A 20416-nucleotide genomic window follows, 5' to 3' on the forward strand; every position below is an offset into this window, starting at 1 on the left:
TTAGTTTATAAAAAATTTTTTATAGGTGGATTCATCATGGAATATTATAAAATTATTTAAAATAGTGGTAAAGAATCGAAAATAGTGCTTATACTGGTTGTTAGTTTAATAAGAATAACTAAAAAAGTCGATTCCTTGAGATGGAAATCGGCTTTTTTAATAGGTGACATTTCCTTAGCGTTGTAAATCCGCATTTTCCTGACGCTACCCCAATAGGGGGTAGCATCGAGAAAACCTTCAAGAAAGCCACGCTACGAACTGCATCTTAAAATTCATTCCCCAGAAATAGGAATCAAATTTGAAGAAGCCGACCAATAAAGGTCGGCTTTTTTCATACTATTTTAGCAGCAGCCTCCATAACCGCCCCCGTAACCATAGCCACCGCCGCCGTATCCACCAACAAAGCTAGCTCCAACAATGATTAAGAGTATAAACAAAACGACTATAAAGGCGAAACCTCCACCAAATCCAAAACCGTCATCACAACTTGATTCACAACGTGACATATAGAAACATCTCCTTAATTGTTTTTAAGGAGGAAATTAATTGGGTAATATCACCTTATGCTCTAATTAGGAAAATGACACAATAGTCTCCATCTCTGTTCATTGGATAAAAAAACACCCCGTAAGGTGCTAAAAGGGTAATGCGGTATATACTGTACTTGCCATATTTATTGGGTGTCGGACTAGTGCTGGCTTTGATTAATCTTGCGGTACACCTGGCCTGGAGTGAAAATGCTTCAGGCTTTTTTCTTTTTAGGGAAAGTTGGGATTCCTTTTTTTTCTGAATGAGTGAGAATTTTTTTTTATAATTCTTTTCCTTCTTCTTTAGTCATGTTCACTTTTTGTTTAGCCATGATTCATACTCCTTTTTATGTACTTTGATTGTACAAGTATGGTTGAAATTCAGAATTATTAAACATCTTCCTTTCTACTGGAATAGTTCAGATTTCAGGTTCATATGGATAGTGTACATAGGGTATTTTCACTTTTGTGAGGGGAAAGTGCATATGAAAGAGGGAAGCCAAACATTAGGTCAGATAAAAAAAGGGATATCAAACCAACAATCTCACAATCTTTAAATGAATGTGTACATAACTTATCGTACATTTTTACGAAAGTGTTACGTGAGATGGAAGAAGAATTAAAAGAAGTTGAGAGCATGAATGTAGCAGACACAAAAGTGTCTGCTACAAGTGTAAAATAATGAAGGATGACTTGAAATGTCATGTGGTAACAGAATATGCACAATTAAAAAATTCGGTTACTAAACTAAATGAAATGAATAACTATCCAACATGTGTTTTAAGTTGCAATACAACAAAAACCTATGCATCCTGCAGGATCACAGCGATGGCCATTTAGCACAAAACACCAAACAGAAGTTATGACATTACCAAAAAGTAGCCCAGATAGCCTCCATAACATGCCAGATTCGTCATTAATCTCCCTTCTTGCCGACCAGGTATTACGTGAAGCAAGGCATTTACATGATTAAGGCATTGGAAAAACGATTGAATGCTAAGAAAATGTGAACAGTAAAAAAATAACGACCTATATGTATGGAAAAAGTGATAGTTAGGAGTGGTTGGATGGGATTTAACCTCTAACTCAAAGGCATGGAATGATTATCATTCCATGCCTTTATTTGTCTGGATCCTTTTTGATTTGTCCAAAATGAATTCGGATTAGGATACTTCTTCAGCTTTTGTAGATTTTCACTTTACAAGCGCCTGGTTGGCAACCTACATAGGATAGAGAAGATCCTATCATCTCATTTTTAATCAAAGTATCTTTGTTTGTTAATATTTACCAGAATCCAAAGCAACATCTTTGTCGATTTCCAAACAGACAATTCCGGTTCCGGCAACATCGACGGTTCCGGCTGGTGCAGCGGCGTCGATTGTCGCTCGTGCGACGACGATTCCGGCTGGTGCAGCGGCGTCGATTGTCGCTCGTGCGACGACGGTTCCGGCTGGTGCAGCGGCATCGATTGTCGCTCGTACGACGACGGTTCCGGCTGGTGCAGCGGCGTCGATTGTCACTCGTGCGACGACGGTTTGATGTATTGCGCCTATTTGTATTTCTTCTTCTAGAACGGCAGTTTGATCGTGGACTCTGGAACATGAAGTCACTTAAACCCCTTGAATTAGCCCTGTGTACCTCTCTTTGTATATCATTATTGCAAAAATTCGACATACTCATTACCTCCATTTCATAGTTAATGAGACAAAGCATATTAATGCGCTCTTTTCCCTCTATAAACTATGTGGTTTGTACGAGAGTGGTAATAGACAAACGCCTCACTGACAAAAATATCCTTGACAGCCCTTTTGGCATATGAGTATAGGAAAAAGAAAGGGGAAGGATGCCTGTGGATCATGCTAAGAAACTACCTGAATATAAGTTTTTTATTCATCCTTTGGATTTTTCTGAGCTACGCAGGGATATTTGGTGTGATGATCCAATTACTGCAAAGCTAAACGTAAACAATAAAAGGTATGACATCGATCTAGCTTATCGTGGCTCTCATATTCGTGGTTTTCGCAAAAAGTCGTATCATATAGCTTTTCACAAACCAAATACTTTTCGAAACGCAAAAGAATGGCATTTAAACGCAGAATATAAGGATCCATCATTCATAAGAAATAAATTATCTTTAGATTTTTTTAAGGAAATTGGATGTTTATCCCCGAAATCCCGGTTTGTTTTCTTAATGATAAATGGGAAAAATGAGGGCCTTTATCTAGAATTAGAATCCGTCGATGAGTATTTTTTAGAGAATCAAAAACTGCCAAAAGGATCTATATTTTATGCTGTGGATGGTGACGCTAACTTCTCGTTAATGAGTGACCTTGATCAAGATATAAAGAAATCGCTTGAGTTTGGATATGAGAGAAAATGTGGGATAGCTCAGGATGAGAATGCCTTACAGGAATTAATCATAAAAATCAATACGATCTCAAGATTAGACTTTGAAAAGGAGATTGTAAAATATATAAACGTTGAAAAGTATATTTGCTGGCTCGCAGGTGTTATTTTCACGCAAAATTACGATGGATTCGTTCATAACTATGCGTTATATCGGAATGGAGAAACGGGACTTTTTGAAGTCATTCCCTGGGATTATGACGCTACATGGGGAAGGGATATAAATGGAGAAGTCATGGACGAAGACTATGTGAGAATTGAGGGCTTTAATACGTTAACGGCACGGATTCTTGATGTGAAAACATTTCGAAACCAATACAAAAAAAGATTAGAAGATATCTTAAGTAACCAGTTTACTTTAGAATTTATGAAACCTAAAATCCAGGAAACTTTTGAGCTCATAAGGCCCTATGTTCTAAAGGACCCCTATGTAAAGGAACAGATCCATCTATTTGATAAAGAACCAGATTTTATATGCCAATATATTGAAGCGAGGGCAAAGTATATAAGCAGCCAATTATATAAATTAGATTAATTGTACAATAGGCGATACCCCACCACAGAGTGAAAAGGGTTAGTGATAGCAATATAGATCTTGCGGTAAGTCTGCTTAACCTTTAGGGGTTAGGCTTTTTTACGTTATAGCGTAAATCATTCAGAACCTTGTAGAACCGAGAGCGTTAATTAATTAGTCTATGGATTAGGGTTGACTGGATTAAGGTCAGTATCAGTATTGACACTTCCATTTTCATTCTTTGTGGTGAATCGCCGATTTTTGCTATTCATGGATGGCTAACGGGTGCTTAAGCTGAAGATCGGAGCTGCATTTAAGGCAGCCTTTTTTTATGCAACTATCGGGGCAGTTTAGTTGAAGAAGAAATGGTAAGATAAAAAGGATGAGTACCAAAGGGAAAGTAGGATGATATGGAATATATTTATGTAAAATGGATGACCTTTTTATACTTTCTTGGAAGAAATGAAATGGAATAAGAAAAATCCTGCTGCCAACGCTAAGCTCCTCCGAGATCCTAAAAAAATAGAGAAACACTGGAAGATAATGAAATATAGAAAATTGAAGACCTTTTAAAAAAGCAGAAAAAGAAGGAGAATCCTCCTTCTTTTTCTTTTTAATAAATCTTTATATTACCCACAAAGGAAGTTATATTTAATTCCTTATCTCCTTTGTATCTATTAATGACTTTCTTCCCTGGGGGAAGTTGTTCTACATTATAAATGTTTTCTCCTGATAGTTTATTGTTTTCTGAAATTATTCTTCCAGTTTTAGTTGAAATATTTAATCCTACCTCATTAAGAGTCTTTTCACCAGGTATTCCTACTTTTATGGTGCCATTATTAGATTTAATATTATTCTTTCCTTTCATATTAGAAAGGTCTGCGATTTTTATTCTACCAACTAAACTATCTACATTGATATTTCCGTCGATTGTTCCTAAATTAATAGTACCAACATTTGATGATACATTTAGAGATTCACCTTTGAAAGAATCTACATTAATTGTACCCACATCTGAATTTAGGGTTAGTTCTTTTATTTCGCTCGGATATCTAACATCTATTTTTCCAACTCCGGTACTAATTTGAACTTGGTTCATTGATATAGATGGGATGTACAGAACTAAGTTTCCTCTGCTTGTGTTAATTGGTGCAATTCGTCTCCAATTATTTACTTCTCTTACCTTAATAACAACTTGATCGCCTTTATATGTAACATCGACTTTGGGATCACCTAGAATAGATTTTTTACCTGAGTACTCAAAATCCATCCTAGAACCACCAGAACTGAGATGAACGTTGACAACATCACTATCCACAATAATTTTGGAAACATCTTTTAAGTCCTCCTTATGAACGAAGTCTTTTTTAAGGAAAAATTCAATAGTTCCTGCGGCTATTAACAATACTGAAACGCCTCCTGCAATTAGAGCACCCTTCATAATATTTACCTCCCTTTCTTTAGCTTATTCTAATCGTTGAAATATTTGAATCTGCATCCACCCACTTATAATTGATGCTACACCCACTCCGATACAAATCAATCCAATTATTAAATTTCCACATACATATATATGTATGTATATATTCAAAAAAATAAACTGCCTTATGACAGCCTATTTAAATTGAAGATTTCTCTGTGACAAGTTTCAAGAGAGGTTAGTATTTGGTCGTCAATAATTGGCAAACCAATACCGTTAAATAGTTCTTGCAAGTGTTTTACCTTTTGCATATATTCTTCTGTATTTACTGAAAAAATAATTGGACTCAACCAAATGTTCGATAGTATCACAAGTGTTTCAGCAGATTGTTTTGGATAGTGAACGGAAATTGAACCATCCTCTACACCTTCCTCAATAATTGATTGTATACTTGGTGCTCCTATTCTGACACATTCCATTAATTGATTGGCAATAAGTGTAGGACTTTTTAAAATAGATGGGATAGACTTGATCGCATCAACCTGTCCCTGATTATTAGTAAAGGAAAGCTGAAAAGCAGTTTTTAGTTTCTCTAAACCATTTAAACCATCCATTTTCTCTGCTTGTTCAAATGGATTATTTTCCGAAGCCAATCGTTTGAGAACAGCATCTATAATATCTTCTTTAGATTTAAAATGATGGTAGAACGCACCTCTAGTTAAATCTCCCAATTCATCAATAATGTCTTGGATTGTTGTCTGGTCCCATCCTTTTTCAAGGAAAAGTCTAGTTGCAGCATCTAATATTCTCTGTACCGTTATTTCAGGATATTTATTACGTGCCAATTTATCACCTCCACACATTTATACATTCATATGTATGTATTATATTTTGTAATTATTTGGATGTCAATAGATAGTTCCTTGTTAAACTAAAGGGTGCGTTAGCTGAAGATCGGAGCTGTCTTTAAGGCAACTTTTTCTTTATGCAACTAACGGGGCAGGTTAGTTCAATGATAAAAGTGGAAGTAAATCCAATTAATAGTATTTTTATGTTAAAGTTATACAGTTGATATTTTATTACATAATTTCATTAGGAAGGAAGAAAATCTGTATGACTGTATTTTTTAAAGGATATTTTTGTTATAAAGGAAGGGTTACAATGGGGAAAAGAATATTAGGTAGTATGTTGCTTTTATTACTAGGCATGGTTATTTTTACTTTTTTATCTGGCTTAAAAGTTGAAGCAGCAGATCCAGTGCATACTGTATCCTCTCAAGAAACAGTAGAATCGATTGCAGCGACTTATAATATATCGGCAGAGCAATTAATGAAGACGAATGGGTTACCGGATGGTAAGTTATATGTGGGTCAGAAGTTAAGAATCATTCAGACTGCTTATACTCCTTCCATCTATCAATGGGCAGAGAGAGGGAAACAAATTGGGAATTATGCGAAATCTTTTACTGGATTTAAAAAAACGGCTGGAGAAGAGACACCTATAAAAGGGTTTGATTCTAGCGGATTGATTCATTGGGTACTCTCCCGACAAAAGGTGCCCATCGACCGTTTGTCAGTTGAAGGCTATTATAAGCAAGGAATGGATACAGATACTCCTAAGGCTGGAGATGTTATATTTTTTCTGGAAAAGGGAAGTTCAAAAGTCGTGACCGCTGGGATCTATCTGGGGGGAAATCGGTTTGTTAATTCTGGATACGGAGCAGAGACAGTTCAGGTGAGATCTACCACAGAAAAATATTTTGCACAATACCAAGCCGCGTATAAAACGTATACACCTAAGGGAGAGCATGTCGTTCAAAATAATGAAACACTTAAAAGTATCTCGGATAATTACGGTGTATCGGTGGATACAATCAAAAAGCGTAACGCTTTACCAACTGATAGCTTGATGCAGGGGCAGTATCTTCAAATATACAGCAGTCCCTTGTATCCATTTTATGCAAATCAAGAGGCTTCCTATGATAAAGCTTATGATGTCATAAAGTATGCATATACTCTACGTGGATTTACCTATGTTTTCGGAGAATATGATCCGATGATTGGAATGGATTGCAGCGGTTTTATCTATTGGGTCATGAAGGAGCAGGGCATTTCCGTTAAACGTGGTTCGGCATCGGATTACTATTCCTTGCTGCCGAAACTCAAAGATCCAAAGGCAGGGGACTTAGTATTTTTTAGAGATACAGACTTAAGTCAAGAGATAACCCACGTAGGTATTTATTTAGGGGATGGTCGCTTTATTCATACAACAAAGAATACTGGCGTTCATATATCTGATCTTACTTCAAGTTATTTTACTCAGAAGTTCGAAAGTTTTGGGCAAGTCCAAATCAATATGGACTAAGATAGACACAAGAGAATTAGACTACTTGGATTTTCTAGTGATATTATCCCCTTAAGGTAGGCAGTGTAACAAGACCACGAACAAACATGGATGTTACAACTACTATCTAGAGGGGATTTTTAATGGGCTTAAAAAGGGCAAAAGTTTTGAGGAATATACAAATGAAAAGAAAATGAAAGTTGTTCAGATTTATCGGTTATTAATAGATGTTTTAACTGCGTAAGAATCGGAATTGTGGATTAGAAAAAAAGTTGTACTGTTTATAAAAAAGTCGTACCGTTTATAAAAAAGATGAACCGAAATGATCTAATTTCGGTTTTTCTTAATGAACTAAAGGGGCAGGTTAGTTGAAGAGTGCTCTTTGACCTTTGTTCAGCAATTGACCATATTCTTGAATAAAATAGAAGGGATTATTTGTAAGTAAGTCGAAGTTAATGTCAGAAGATGTTATTTAGTTTAGCATTGGGACGTACTACTCAACATTAAGGAGAAAGAAAATTATAAAGAAAGTGGGAAATCTATTGGATACAAAAGAGATATTGAAGCGATTCGAACAGGTGGCTACATACTATATTGAAGAGTTAAGTAAATATTCGCTAGATGAGTTTACAAGGAAGCCTTCTGAGGATGAATGGTTATTAGGACAAATGTACAATCATATAATAAAGAGCACCCTTCATCTTCATTTGAAAGCCATTAAGCAATGTGTTAATGGCACTACTTCCGATGGCGGTAAAAAAACAGAAATAGGCGAATCGATTTTCAAAGAAGGAACGTTTCCTCCAATCAGGTTAAAAGGTCCGGATACACCGGATTTCACACCGCCAAATCCTACAGGAAAAGAAGAAGTAAAGGAAGGACTGCTTCAAATCATTGAGAAAATGCAAGAGATAGAGAGAAAGCTCTCTGACATTCCGGCCAGCCAGAAAGTTCAGCACCGGAGAATGGGATATTTAAATGCAGAGGAATATTTTCAGCTAATCGAAATGCATTTCCGGCACCACTTACGGCAAAAAGAACGTATCGATCAGTTTCTTTTAAAAGTAAGTAATCTTTATTGTTGAAGCAGTTATTGACCGTCGGAATATCAGCAGGAGCCCAGTTGAGGGAGTTTAAAGAGCTGAGAGGATGCCATTCAAATTAAACCAATAAGCAGTTTACAACGAAGGTTGATTATGAAACTGTTGAATGACGAATAGAATTGTTCCGTTAAAAAGCGCTTTAATAGAGTAACGAAAAAATCCCAATTTCTCAATTTTAATGCTGAGAAATTGGGATTTTTAGTATCGAAATTTCCTTAACGATATAAATCCGCATTTTCCTGACGCTACCCCTTAAAAACTCCCATGAAAATTAAAAATGCTCAAAATCCAGAAAAAACCACAACAAAATAGACCCAGTAAAAACGCTTTTTAAAAAAGGCTGAGCCTTATGAGTGATCTGATTGAGTTTGGTAAATCGTTAAACAAAAACCTCCAATCATAGCAAATTAAGTAGAGGCTAGCGCGACGACCCAAAAAGGATTAATCTCCCATGAGTGCTACCCATAAAGGGCACGACAGTCGGTGGTACACCGTGGTCGTCGGAGTCAGACTAACGGATGGGCTCAAAGACACCATAGTTCAACGACCTTCTTCGCCAGCCATAAAAAACATTATCGACCTAGAAACCAATTTTCATTCTCTGTGGTGAAGCGCAGATTTTTGCGCTTCATGGATGGCTAACGGGTGCTTAAGCTGAAGATCGGAGCTGCATTTAAGGCAGCCTTTTTTTATGCAACTATCGGGGCAGGTTAGTTGGGAAAGAGTTAATAAAAGAGGGGAATAACCATATCAAAGAGAATGATTAAAAGTAAATAAAGGTATTTAAATTCTGATAAACCTTAAGAAGGAGTGTGGAGAGCATGTTTCATGCAAAAGACGTCTTATCCGATCAGTTATTAGCTAATGCTAATGATCCTAGCTGGTACCTTCCATTTTCTGACTCGGTCGAAAATTTGTCAGAGGAAGAAGCGTTTTGGAAGCCTAACGAAAATTGTAATAGTATTGCTGAAATTGTGCAGCACCTACTTTATTGGAATGAAACATGGCAAACTAGGTACCAAAAATCTCATGTTAATGCTGTACCTTCCATAGGTGATAATAATAAAAGTTTTATAATTCCCGAAAATAAAAGTTTTAGTGACTTAAAAGAACGACTTTTAGAGGTGTTGTTACAATGGCAAGATTTATTAACGGAAGAAAAAGTTGAGAGTGAAGTAAATGGCTTCCCTGCACATGCGAAGTGGTGGGAGATACTTGGAAATGTATCCACTCATAACGCATATCACATTGGTCAAATCATCTTTATTCGGAAGATACAAAAGAGCTGGAATTATAGCAAGAAGAAAAAGTGAGATATTTTATAGTTATAGAACTAACAGGTACGTTAGTTTAAGACTAGAGGGGCTGCTCTAATGAAGATAATTGGAGAAGATAATGTGAAGATAGATATGGTATTTGATTATGAGATGGGTAATGATTTAACTTCAAATATACAAGAATTGTTAAGCGAATGTTTTCAAGAAGACTTTCCAAAAAACAGAATTTATTTTAAACAATTACCTCATTTTAGATTTGTAGTTTTTAACGAAAAAAATCAACTTGTAGGACAGGTAGGAATAGATTACAGAGTGATGAATCTTAACGGAAATCCTATAAGAGTGCTTGGTCTAATTGATTTATGTGTCAGTCAAAACACTCGCTCACAGGGGATAGGCTCGATGTTACTTTTAGAAATTGAACAGTATTGTAGCAATAGAAATATTGACTTTTTATTGTTATTTGCTGACAACAAAACGTTGTATTTAAAAAATGGGTACAAGTCAGTTACGAACAAATGTAAATGGTTAAAAATTGACCATGTAAGTCAAATTACAAGGGATATAGGTTATGAAGTAATTGAGGGGTTAATGATTAAAGAAGTTGGTAAGTCTGGTTGGCAAGAAGGAGATCTAGATTTTTTAGGCTATCTTTATTAAGGGGTGCGCTAGCTGTAGATCGGAGCTGTCTTTAAGGCAGCTTTTTCTTTATTCCACTATCGGGGCAGGATATTTCATCAATAAAAAAATACATAATTTCTATAAGGGGGGAAATCATGAAAAAATATTTAGGGGTTATTTCGTTTGCTTTAATTATCATGGTTATTTGTTTCTTGGCTGCAAATATAACACAAGTAATTGATTCTGGAGTAACAACTTGAGTTTTAGTGGGAATGGCCAGAAGTGGATCTGACTATTCCCCAGAAAAAGTTTACCCGATCACTCCAGAAGCAGCATGAAACTTACCTTTTGATATTGTCATTCACGAGCATTGGCTTATTCGTAGGAATTCAAAGAAAGCACGAGTACTGGATGTAATGAACAAAAGGGCAATGACCCGTTCCGTTAGCAAAACCGGCCTCCACCCCTTGGATAGGCATGACGAAGGAATGAAAGGGCATATGAATATGACTCGTTAAGACATGGGAGGGAAAGCCTCCAAGGGCAGCGTGGAAAATGCGTGCAGTATATGTAATAATATGGGATTTTAAATAGATCCCCTATTTCAATCTGCCCTCATCTTATCAAAACGGTCCTATCTCTTTCGTTCATCTAAAGCAACCTATACCATGTGGTTTGAAATCCTGCGAATAAGCGAGTATTCGTGAGCATTATCTATTAAACTGAGGGAGTTCATTAAGAAGAATAAGTAAAAAAAGTCGATTCCTTAACGTAGAGGAGATCGACTTTTTAGGTTAATTGTCACACAGATTATGTACGCCAAATAAGCGCGTGATGTTCGAGAAAATGGAATGGAAATAAACAAGAGTTGCAGCTTGTTTTACCGAAGCAGCAACTCTTTGTTTTATAAGATGGGATATAGGAAATCCCATACATTTTAACTCATTATTTTAATGGTTGTCCTTCAAATGCGTTAACATTTAAAGGTGAAGAAAGGAATTCTTTAGCTTTACCAACAAACGAGGTGAAGTGCTCACTTGAATTATGGCTTGCAACCGCTAGATGATCTTGCCAAACTTCAACCATTGTAAATTCATTGTCTTTTTCTGTAGCTTTGTGAAGAGTGTAAGAAACATTTCCACTTTCCGCTCTTGAAGCTACGATTAGCGGTTGAATCTCCTCTAGAAATGCATCTTGTTTTGCTGGATTAATATTAAATACGGCATGAATGATAATCATTAAACGTCATCCTCTCTTTTGTTAAGCATAATAAACTTAATATATAATTAAAGTGAAAATAACATACTCGGTTGAAATTTAATGAATGGATTCTTTATTACATTACTTCCATTGTGCGACTTTATCAATTGGAAGACGAACTGATTGATGGCCATTATCTGCTGCTTTACCGATTGAAATTAGCATAACTGGTACGTATCGATCTTTATCTAATCCAAAAGCTTCTGCGATTTGGTCTTTTTCATAGCCACCGATTGGATTTGTATCATAGCCATAAGCACGAGCCGCAAGCATTAGTTGCATGGATACAAGACCACCATCAACTAGAACGACCTCTTTCATTTCTTCACTAGTGATTTTTTCGAAATATCCAGCAAATGAGGCTAATATGTTTTCTTTTACTTCTAAAGGCATAAGCCCTAAATCTACAGCTTTACCGTAGATTTCTTCGCCGTTATCAAAATTGTTCATATCACCAAATACGGCAATTACTGCGGAAGATGTTTCGACTTGATTTTGGTTAAAGCGAGCAAGAGGTGCAAGTGTTGCTTTTCCCTCAGGACTATCAATTACAAGGAAGCGCCATGGTTGCATATTAACTGAAGAAGGAGCAAGTGTCGCTAAGGTAAGTATTTCCTCCATTTCTTCCCTACTGATTTTTACGGATTTGTCGTAATTTTTTATGGAGCGGCGTCCAGTGACAATTTCTTTGAAATCATTTGTTAATTGTGCTGTAGTAGTCATAGTTGATAGTCTCCTCTTTTTAACTTTAGTAGTTTAATTTATAGTTATTCTCATTTCAAATTGTAACGAATCAAGTGTTAGACTTGGCTTATATTTTTTTGAATGCGTGTCAGCATATCTGTTAACTCTTGACGTTCTTCTTCTTTAAAATCTTTAAGCATCAAAGTGACAAAACGAGCCTTTTCAGCTTGGTAGAGAATAATTTGTTTGCGACCATGATCTGAAAGACAGACAAGAGTAAATCGATTATCCTCCGGATCTTTGCGTCTTAAAATCATCCCAGTCGCTTCAAGTTGTTTTAAATGCCGGGTAATCGCTGCACCGTCAATGTTAACCTCTTTTTGAAGTGCTGTTTGACTAATTTCATCAACTTGATAAAGCTGATATAAGATATCATGTCTTGATTGACTAATGCCCGTACAACTTTCAAATTTTGAACTTATCTGTTTGTTAAGGCAGTTCATTATATATAAAATAAAAGATTCATTAGAACATGAATTCGTCAAGAAACACCCTCTTTTCATACGTTAGACAAAATAATTGATAGCTCAATAGTTGATGTGTCAATTAATATACTATACCCTAAATAATAAAGCAAGTATTTTAGTACTGCAACTTTTGCTTAAATATGATCTAGACCAAAATGTTGCTCTATCTCCTTTTTGATTAGGCAATCTTTTCAAGAAAGCTCAGTAAACCTTTAGAGCTTTTTGCCAAGGTATAAGTATGATAAAACTGCCCTTAAATAAGGTGGAAAAGTTCATCTGATAGTCGTAGACCAAGACTATTCTTCGATTTATGTGCCATAATACAGAAAGTGAAGGAGCGAATGCTTCATCCTTTTCTGTATGCTACTTCAATCAATTAAATTTCATTGAGTACGATGCCTGTAAATGATATTCAAGTTCTTTGTCAGTTAGCTGAAGATCGGAGCTGTCTTTAAGGCAGTTTTTTTAAAGGGGCAGGTTAATTAAATAAAGTGCATGCGATAAGGGAGGATAATGTATGAGAGATAGAGGTTCGGTTGTGCTTGTAGAAAATAACAAGGTTGGACTGATTAAAAGAAATAGGGACGGTTCTGTTTACTATGTTTTTCCTGGTGGTGGAATTGAAGAAGGTGAAAATCCTGAAACAGGGGCAAAAAGAGAAGCCTTTGAGGAATTAGGTGTAAAAGTCAACGTTAATGAGTGCTTTGCAAAGGTTGAGTTTAACGGTACACAATACTTTTTCTTAGCTGAAATTATCGAAGGAACTTTTGGTACTGGACAAAGTGAAGAATACACCAATGAAAATAGAGATAGAGGTACATATTTGCCAATGTGGGTAGATATGAAAAACTATCACTCCTTGACGTTAAACCGAAAGAAGTTGCTTTAAAAGTACAATCCATTTTCAACTAACATGTTCTCAATAAGGAAGGTTGCGGTTGCAGCCTTTTTCTTATAGAACTATAGGGTGCGTTAGCTGAAGAGCGGTGCTGTCTTTAAGGCAGCTTTTTCTTTTATCGAGGCAGGTTTGTAAAAGAATGCAGGCACAAAGATTTTTCTGAAACTGAAAAAATTAAAATCTTGAGGGAGAGTAAAATGAAAGATATTCATGATGAAAGCACATGGCCCGTTTGGGCTAATGAGACAATAGACATTGTCGAACCAAATCCCAAGTGGGTAGAAAAAGGTAATCAGGAAAAAGCACTTCTTCTTAATCTTCTTTCAACTTTCGGCATAACGGAAATTCAACATTATGGAAGTACATCTATTCCAAATTTACCAGCTAAACCAATCATTGATTTAATGGCTAAAATTGATTCATTTCAAAAAATAAAAGAAATATCTTCATTGTTAGCTAATCACGACTGGAATTATGTACCACTTAACATAGACAATCGACCTTGGCAAAGATTTTTTGTGAAAGTAATTAACGACAAACGAGTAGTACATTTACATATTTTACTTGAGGGAGAAGAACGGTGGGATAATCAGCTACTTTTTCGTGATTTATTACGGAATAATCAGCAGTTTATTGATGAATACGCTATTCTTAAAAGAAATTTAGCAAAAAAATATAGCAATGATCGTGAAGCGTACACTAAAGAAAAAACAGAATTTATCAATTATGTTCTTAAATCTTAGTTGCGAACTAATATAAGTTTGTGAAGAAATGTACTTAAACTAACGGGTGCGTTAGCTGAAGATCGGAGCCGTCTTTAAGGCAGCTCTTTTCTTATGGAACTAAAGGGGCAGTTTAGTTCAACAACAAAGGGAAGTTTCCTTGAAGAGAACCGTTATTCTATTTACTTAGATTTTAATGATGAACCTTATTAATTCCTTTTTGGAATAAAGAACAATAAAATCTTAAATGGTAAAATGAATTTATTGAAAATTGCAATAAACACAGGGAAGGGGAATCACGTTTGGATACAAAAATGGCTCGAAATCGTGCTGAATTATCTGGAAAGTTAACAAATGTAATAGATTCCAGAACGTTAACAAACTCACACAAAAGGCTTGCAGAAATTATTACGGAAGGCATGGCAATTCTTGATGGAAATCGATTTTTCGATAAGTGTATTTGAGACGCTTTAAAGGCTTGATGACAGGGTAGCTGTTCTAGTCCATAGGGTTACTACCAATAAAAGTAAATTGATTCTATAAATTTGTGAAGTATTGGTGATAACTCCCTAAAATTCAAAAGGTGTTCTAAAAATACCAATCAACGAAGTTTATTGGGAACTTTTTCAGTTCCTTTGTAATATTCTTCGAATAATGACCTGCTCTGAGGGTAATCTAACTATTGGTGATATTTCATTTTGTTGAAATTTCATTATCACATTAATAGGAGGAAAATATTAATGACACAACATCAACACTCTCACAAAACAGGTGAATCAGTTATGGAAACAGGTCACTATATTGACGCGGATGGTGATCATGTTGAATTAACAGCAGGACAAAAATTTCCTAGTTGCCCTTCTTCAGGACAATCTACAAGTTGGAAACATGAACAATAAAAAATCGTTTTAAATAAAAAGACAGCTTACGATAAAGTAAGTCTGTCTTTTTATGTAGATAGAAATACATAGAAATATAAATAAACAAAGATTAGTCCTAATGACATTTTTCTCATTTCATCTCTTACTCTTAACTCACTCTCTCCTACTTCCCCTCACACTCACTTATACTCGGGGTTTGTGTAGTAACGGAATGTATTTGATTAGGGATATTTTCAGAATACTTTTTGAATTCTACGGATTTTTCATCAACAATTCTCCAAATTTATAATTTATTTTATTAATTCCATAATTTTTGCATATTTTTTTGTTACAGTTTTTTTGTAATAAACAGAGGGAGGAAGTAAGATGAAATCGAAATTATGGACTTTTACATTATTAATAAGTGCAGCCATCATTGGCGGCTGTAGTGCAAGTGGTTCAGATTCTGATGGAAATGCAATGGACAATTCCAACATGACCGAAGAAGAAATGGCCGATATGGAAGGCATGGATCATTCCAACATGACTGAAGAAGATATGGCTAATATGGAAGGTATGGATATGGAAAATGGCGATGCAAGTCATACAAATCAATTAGCATTAAATAACTCTACTGGAGAAAATGAACTTGCACTTCCGCCATTAGTTGAACCAAAGGATGGAATTGTTGATATTACTGCTCAACAAGGAACAACTGAAATATTTAAAGGAGTTCAAACAGAAACATTAGGATATAATGGTTCATTCTTAGGACCGGTTATTCGTATAAATAAAGGTGAAAAAGTAACATTTAGAACAGGGAATGAGATGTCGGAACCAACAACGTTTCACTGGCATGGAGTCGAGATACCTGGAGAAGGCGATGGTGGACCACATCAAGTAATACAACCTGGTAAAGCTAAAGATGTTGAATTTACAGTAAATCAAGGTGCTGCGACATTATGGTTCCATCCACATCCAGTAGGTGCCACTGCAGAACAAGTATATAAAGGTTTAGCAGGTTTCATTTATGTAGAGGATGAAAATTCTAAAAAACTTAGGTTACCCGATGAATATGGGGTAAACGATTTTCCAGTAGTATTCCAAGATAGACAATTTACTGAGGAAAAACAATTCGATTACCAAGCTGTTCTTAATGAAGATGGTACAATTGGAGATACATTATTAATTAATGGTACGTTGAATCCAAAACTTACCGTTGGGAAAGAAAAAGTTCGTTTACGTTTATTGAACGGCTCAAATGCGCGTAACTATACTTTTAAATTAAATACAGGAGATTCATTCCAACAAATTGCAACGGATGGTGGTTTGGTGAATGAACCAAATGAGATGAATGAAATTACATTAACTCCAGGTGAAAGAGCAGAAATTATTGTAGATTTTTCAAAATATAATGCAGAAAGTGACATTGCTCTTGTAAATGAAGAGGATACAATTTTATTACCATTCAAAATCGAAGGACAAAAAACAAACTCAATTGAGATTCCGGAAACATTAAATGATTATGTTGTTACAGAAGAGGAAAAAAATCTACCTGTTACGAAAAAGCTGGAGCTATTCGGTATGGGAAAAATGGTATATATTAATGGAAAACAATTTGATATGAACCGTATTGATTTCACGCAAAAACAAGGTGAAACAGAAATTTGGGAAATATATAACAAGCCTGATAAGATGGGTGGTATGACTCATCCATTCCATATTCATGGTACACAATTCAAAATTGTTTCAATCGATGGAAAAGAACCACCAATAAGTCAACAAGGATGGAAGGATTCCATTGGAGTTGAAGCTGGACAAACAGTAAAATTGGCAGTGAAATTCAATAATAAAGGTGTCTATATGTTCCACTGTCATATTCTTGAACATGAAGAAAATGGTATGATGGGTCAAGTTGAAGTTATTTAATTAAGCAAACCCCTCTAATTAAATATAGATTAATCTCCAAGCATTCGAGTTGGAGATTTTTTATAAATGATATGCTTATCTTTAACTGATATGAACGAAACTGTCAACCCACCACACCCAAATGGTTTTAAATGGGGTTTCATTCAGAAATGGATACAATCCTAAAAGTTGAAAAGGAAAACCTTAAAGACTTGGCACGAAGGCAAAAATGCTGACGGTGGTATACAAACTGATATGCGTGGGTTGGCTACCACATTTCATTCCATCCGTCACGGAGCTGCTGATCAGCGGCAGGTTAGTTCAACAAGCGTAGTGTATACGAACTGTGCATATTTAGATTTATTAACTTATCGATTTCCTCTCTTTCAAAAGTTGAATAAAAAGCACTTTCTATTCAACTTTTCTAGAAATATAATTAAACGGAAAGGAGGCAATAAGAATGAAACATAATTCTATGCACCAATGGCATAAAGAGCATAATAAACGGGTAACAGAATTTCACAAAAAACACGCTGCTCAAGTAGCTAATGGAGAAAACGGAAACGGTTGGTTAGCCAAGCTCGAAACGTCTTTTTTTAATAAAGTACTTGTTCCTCTTAAAGTTGTGAAATAACATCTTTTTTTCTGCTCCTGTTCTTTGAGGAGCAGTTATTTTTTGATTTTATGTAAATACTTTGTGACACAGTATGTGTCAACTCTGCAATAAGTCTTATAGAACTAACGGGTGCGTTAGTTGCGTAAGGAACACAAAAATGATCAATCTTTTTTATAAGAATAATCCAATTAATTAGTATAAAGGTATGTTTTGATCAATCTTTTTTCAAAACATGCCCTTTCTATTTATTCATATATCAAGGTTTCTTGTATTAATTTGATCAAACTTTGTTTCAAAGCTACAATTACGATCAAAAACAACATTAAAGTTCATAAAAATAATTAGAATGAATAATTGACAAAAAATGAGAATAGTAGTAATCTAACGTAAAACATACGCTACCGTATTTTACTGGAGAGATGACATGCAATTAACGAGGGAAGATTGGATAAAAGCAGGATTACAACAATTAGCTGTTGAAGGAATACATAAAGTTCGCATTGAAGCACTTGCTCGATTGCTAAAAATAAGCAAAGGGAGCTTCTATCACTATTTTCGTGACCATCAAGAGCTTTTAGATTCTATGCTCGACTATTGGGAAATACATGCAACAAAACTGATTGTTCAAAGTATGGAGCAACAGGATGCCTCATTAGAACAGCTATTACAGTTTAGTTTTAATCGAGATAAAAAAATGGAGATTGGCATTTATACTTGGGCTAAATATGATCCTGTTGTGGCAGCACGTTTAGTAGATATGGAAGAACAAAGAATTTCTTGTGTTGCAAAATTGTATCAAAAAATCGGTATAGACGAAAATGAATCAATTGATCGAGCGAGACTTGCCTATTTAACGTATGTAGGTTGGATGACAAGGTTTGAAGCAAATCCTAATTTTGATATTGATAAAATGGTTGAGTTTTTAATAAACGATAATAAATGTCCCTAATATGGTTATAAAACCTGAAGGGACAAAATTTTCACTATAACATACGGTGGTGTATGTTTTGTTTGAAGTTACGACATTGGGGGCGAATAAATGAAATTACTATTAATATTAGTAGCTGTAGGGCTCCTTTGGTTTATCAGTTTTTTGCATATTTATTGGGCTTTTGGAGGTCGATGGGGTTCTGCCGCTGTTCTCCCAGTAAAAGAGGGAGAGCATAAACCTGCTTTTACTCCGAGATTATGGGGAACATTATTCGTAGCCATTCTTATTCTAATGGCTAGTCTCATTATTGTTGTTCAAGGAGGTTATTTGCAGGGGTTCCAAGCAAATAGTTTTTCTAAAATCGGAAGTATTGTTTGTGCTTTAGTTTTCATTATTAGGGCAATTGGTGATTTTAAGTTTGTTGGATTTTTTAAAAAAATTAAACATTCTCAGTTTGCTAGATACGATACTTGGTTCTATAGTCCATTATGTTTATTCTTTTGCTTTGTCTATATCATTCTATTGTTTTAATATGAGTTATAGTTGTCGAGAATAAACTCTGATACTTTGAAAGTGATTGAACTTTTTTATAAAGACCAAACTTAAATATACTGAATAAGAATCTATTTTGATCGATCTTTTTTCAAAATAGATTCTTTTTATTTATCGTAAAATTTTGGTTTTCGAGATATATTTGATTAACCTTTATTTAAAAGCTACAATTACGGAATAGCAAAATTTCACAATATGAAAGTTGGAAGATTTGGTAGATATTCGTGATAATTTTACAGGGCAATGGGTAGAAGGAAAAAACAACACTTATAGGGGTATCGTCAGGGTAGAGTCAGGAAAATGCGCATTTACAACGCATTTTGATATAAGTCTTATTAGACATTATAAAGCCTAATTTAGAGGTACTTTGAATGTCTCTCAATAGTTTCTACTCTATTGAGATTGTGAAGGTTTCTACTTAAACTAACGGGTGCGTTAGCGTCATAAGAAGGCAGCCATTTGGCTGCCTTTTGAACGTGCGATTCTTTACATTATCATACATTCAAATCAAGTAAAAAAAAATTCCCTTGTTCAGCTAAAGTGTGCGTCGTACTAGAAAAGGGTCATTGATTATCAAGACCGCGATCTATATGAGCGAGCAAAAAATGAAGGCATCCTCATAAGAGAAGAAGAAGTCGTGTCAGAAAATAAATAATTCCCTATCAAAAAACCACACATCATGGTGTGGTTTTTCATTTTTCTTCCTTTTATGCTTCTTTTACATCTATTCCTTTCATCATCGAACGGTCTTGGAGGCTTTCGGAACGCATGCTATATGCCACAAGCTTCTTCTTGTCCTGTTTTACGACATCCACATGGTCGCCGTACACGAACACCAATAACCGAATATCCTTTTTGCCTTTTTTCGTATCGATGACCAATGGCTTCACACCGCTCTTTGGCTGTAAAAACAAGGAATCGTTTCCAGGAAATATATGATTTTTCTTCAAAACCATCGCGTGGTTAACATCCTGAATCACTTGGTACTTCTCTTCCCCTTCCAATCGTTTTCCGTCCATCGTGATCACGGTATTCCCGTCACTAAGTGTTGGATGCATCTTAAATTTATTCAAAAGCCAATTGACGACATCGGTTGGAAGGCAGGTAACAACTAGTTTAAATATCGTTAAAATAATGGTCAAAATTAAAACGGGTCCTGTCATTTTTTCATCATCTCCGTATGTTATAAATGCCTCATTATAAACAGCTGCCTCTATATTACCAAAAGAATGGACATTTTTTCTTCG

The 20416-nt window shown here is 35.3% G+C and carries 20 protein-coding genes and 1 pseudogene; 13 read left to right on the forward strand and 8 right to left on the reverse strand.

From position 1 onward, the window contains the following. Positions 1-389: 389 nt before the first annotated feature. Together FNK51_RS21425 and FNK51_RS21430 are read right to left on the reverse strand one after the other, a co-directional pair. Positions 390-506, reverse strand: a pseudogene (locus tag FNK51_RS21425) (YjcZ family sporulation protein); the annotation flags it as partial. A gap of 1298 nt (positions 507-1804) precedes the next feature. Then, positions 1805-2137, reverse strand: a complete 333-nt coding sequence (locus tag FNK51_RS21430; protein ID WP_141994618.1) for a hypothetical protein — start codon at positions 2135-2137, stop codon at positions 1805-1807. Between the two features lie 239 nt (positions 2138-2376). On the opposite strand from FNK51_RS21430, the gene FNK51_RS21435 reads away from it, so the two are divergent. Further along, the gene (locus tag FNK51_RS21435; RefSeq protein WP_397429104.1) at positions 2377-3468 is read left to right on the forward strand and encodes a CotH kinase family protein; all 1092 of its coding nucleotides are present in this window, start codon (positions 2377-2379) and stop codon (positions 3466-3468) included. 592 nt (positions 3469-4060) lie between these two features. Here the strand turns inward: FNK51_RS21435 and FNK51_RS21440 are convergent. Then, positions 4061-4888, reverse strand: coding sequence for a DUF4097 family beta strand repeat-containing protein (locus tag FNK51_RS21440; protein WP_141994620.1), 828 nt, complete (start codon positions 4886-4888; stop codon positions 4061-4063). 164 nt (positions 4889-5052) lie between these two features. Then, positions 5053-5712, reverse strand: coding sequence for a TetR/AcrR family transcriptional regulator (locus tag FNK51_RS21445; protein WP_141994621.1), 660 nt, complete (start codon positions 5710-5712; stop codon positions 5053-5055). Between the two features lie 316 nt (positions 5713-6028). On the opposite strand from FNK51_RS21445, the gene FNK51_RS21450 reads away from it, so the two are divergent. The 4 genes from FNK51_RS21450 to FNK51_RS21465 all read left to right on the forward strand — a co-directional run bounded on the left by FNK51_RS21450 (position 6029) and on the right by FNK51_RS21465 (position 10250). Then, entirely contained in the window at positions 6029-7231 is a 1203-nt protein-coding gene (locus tag FNK51_RS21450; RefSeq protein WP_181762314.1) for a C40 family peptidase, read from the forward strand. 521 nt (positions 7232-7752) lie between these two features. Then, positions 7753-8295, forward strand: a complete 543-nt coding sequence (locus FNK51_RS21455) for a DinB family protein (RefSeq protein ID WP_141994623.1) — start codon at positions 7753-7755, stop codon at positions 8293-8295. A gap of 839 nt (positions 8296-9134) precedes the next feature. Then, complete coding sequence (locus tag FNK51_RS21460) at positions 9135-9626, forward strand: DinB family protein (protein WP_141994624.1); 492 nt, start codon at positions 9135-9137, stop codon at positions 9624-9626. Between the two features lie 60 nt (positions 9627-9686). Continuing rightward, a complete protein-coding gene (locus FNK51_RS21465; RefSeq protein WP_286178812.1) occupies positions 9687-10250 on the forward strand; it encodes a GNAT family N-acetyltransferase in 564 nt (187 codons plus the stop codon). 906 nt (positions 10251-11156) lie between these two features. Here the strand turns inward: FNK51_RS21465 and FNK51_RS21470 are convergent. The 3 genes from FNK51_RS21470 to FNK51_RS21480 all read right to left on the reverse strand — a co-directional run bounded on the left by FNK51_RS21470 (position 11157) and on the right by FNK51_RS21480 (position 12700). Further along, positions 11157-11450 (reverse strand): putative quinol monooxygenase, encoded by a 294-nt coding sequence (locus tag FNK51_RS21470; protein WP_056529674.1) that lies wholly within the window; start codon positions 11448-11450, stop codon positions 11157-11159. A 102-nt stretch (positions 11451-11552) separates the two neighbouring features. Further along, positions 11553-12194, reverse strand: a complete 642-nt coding sequence (locus FNK51_RS21475; RefSeq protein ID WP_056529677.1) for a nitroreductase family protein — start codon at positions 12192-12194, stop codon at positions 11553-11555. Positions 12195-12271: 77 nt separating this feature from the next. After that, positions 12272-12700, reverse strand: a complete 429-nt coding sequence (locus FNK51_RS21480; protein WP_056529680.1) for a MarR family winged helix-turn-helix transcriptional regulator — start codon at positions 12698-12700, stop codon at positions 12272-12274. Positions 12701-13199: 499 nt separating this feature from the next. Between FNK51_RS21480 and FNK51_RS21485 the strand changes: the two genes are divergently transcribed. From FNK51_RS21485 to FNK51_RS21510, 8 genes are all read left to right on the forward strand, one after another. After that, complete coding sequence (locus tag FNK51_RS21485) at positions 13200-13571, forward strand: NUDIX hydrolase (protein WP_353617943.1); 372 nt, start codon at positions 13200-13202, stop codon at positions 13569-13571. Positions 13572-13777: 206 nt separating this feature from the next. After that, the gene (locus tag FNK51_RS21490) at positions 13778-14323 is read left to right on the forward strand and encodes a GrpB family protein (RefSeq protein WP_141994625.1); all 546 of its coding nucleotides are present in this window, start codon (positions 13778-13780) and stop codon (positions 14321-14323) included. Between the two features lie 281 nt (positions 14324-14604). Continuing rightward, entirely contained in the window at positions 14605-14766 is a 162-nt protein-coding gene (locus FNK51_RS21495) for a hypothetical protein (protein WP_286178813.1), read from the forward strand. 276 nt (positions 14767-15042) lie between these two features. After that, positions 15043-15201, forward strand: coding sequence for a hypothetical protein (locus FNK51_RS26725; RefSeq protein ID WP_157443972.1), 159 nt, complete (start codon positions 15043-15045; stop codon positions 15199-15201). 348 nt (positions 15202-15549) lie between these two features. Further along, positions 15550-17091, forward strand: coding sequence for a multicopper oxidase family protein (locus tag FNK51_RS21500; RefSeq protein ID WP_141994626.1), 1542 nt, complete (start codon positions 15550-15552; stop codon positions 17089-17091). Between the two features lie 439 nt (positions 17092-17530). After that, positions 17531-17704 carry a hypothetical protein gene (locus FNK51_RS26730; RefSeq protein ID WP_181762315.1) on the forward strand — a complete coding sequence of 58 codons (174 nt, stop codon included), beginning with the start codon at positions 17531-17533 and terminating at the stop codon, positions 17702-17704. A 406-nt stretch (positions 17705-18110) separates the two neighbouring features. Next, positions 18111-18635, forward strand: coding sequence for a TetR/AcrR family transcriptional regulator (locus FNK51_RS21505; RefSeq protein ID WP_141994627.1), 525 nt, complete (start codon positions 18111-18113; stop codon positions 18633-18635). A gap of 90 nt (positions 18636-18725) precedes the next feature. Further along, positions 18726-19148 carry a DUF3995 domain-containing protein gene (locus tag FNK51_RS21510; RefSeq protein ID WP_141994628.1) on the forward strand — a complete coding sequence of 141 codons (423 nt, stop codon included), beginning with the start codon at positions 18726-18728 and terminating at the stop codon, positions 19146-19148. 728 nt (positions 19149-19876) lie between these two features. Here the strand turns inward: FNK51_RS21510 and FNK51_RS21515 are convergent. Further along, positions 19877-20332: a YfmQ family protein gene (locus tag FNK51_RS21515; RefSeq protein ID WP_141994629.1), complete on the reverse strand. Its 456-nt coding sequence runs from the start codon at positions 20330-20332 to the stop codon at positions 19877-19879. Between the last annotated feature and the right edge of the window lie 84 nt (positions 20333-20416).

The sequence above is a fragment of the Bacillus sp. B4EP4a genome (assembly GCF_006680105.1).
Taxonomy (GTDB): domain Bacteria; phylum Bacillota; class Bacilli; order Bacillales; family DSM-1321; genus Peribacillus; species Peribacillus simplex_E.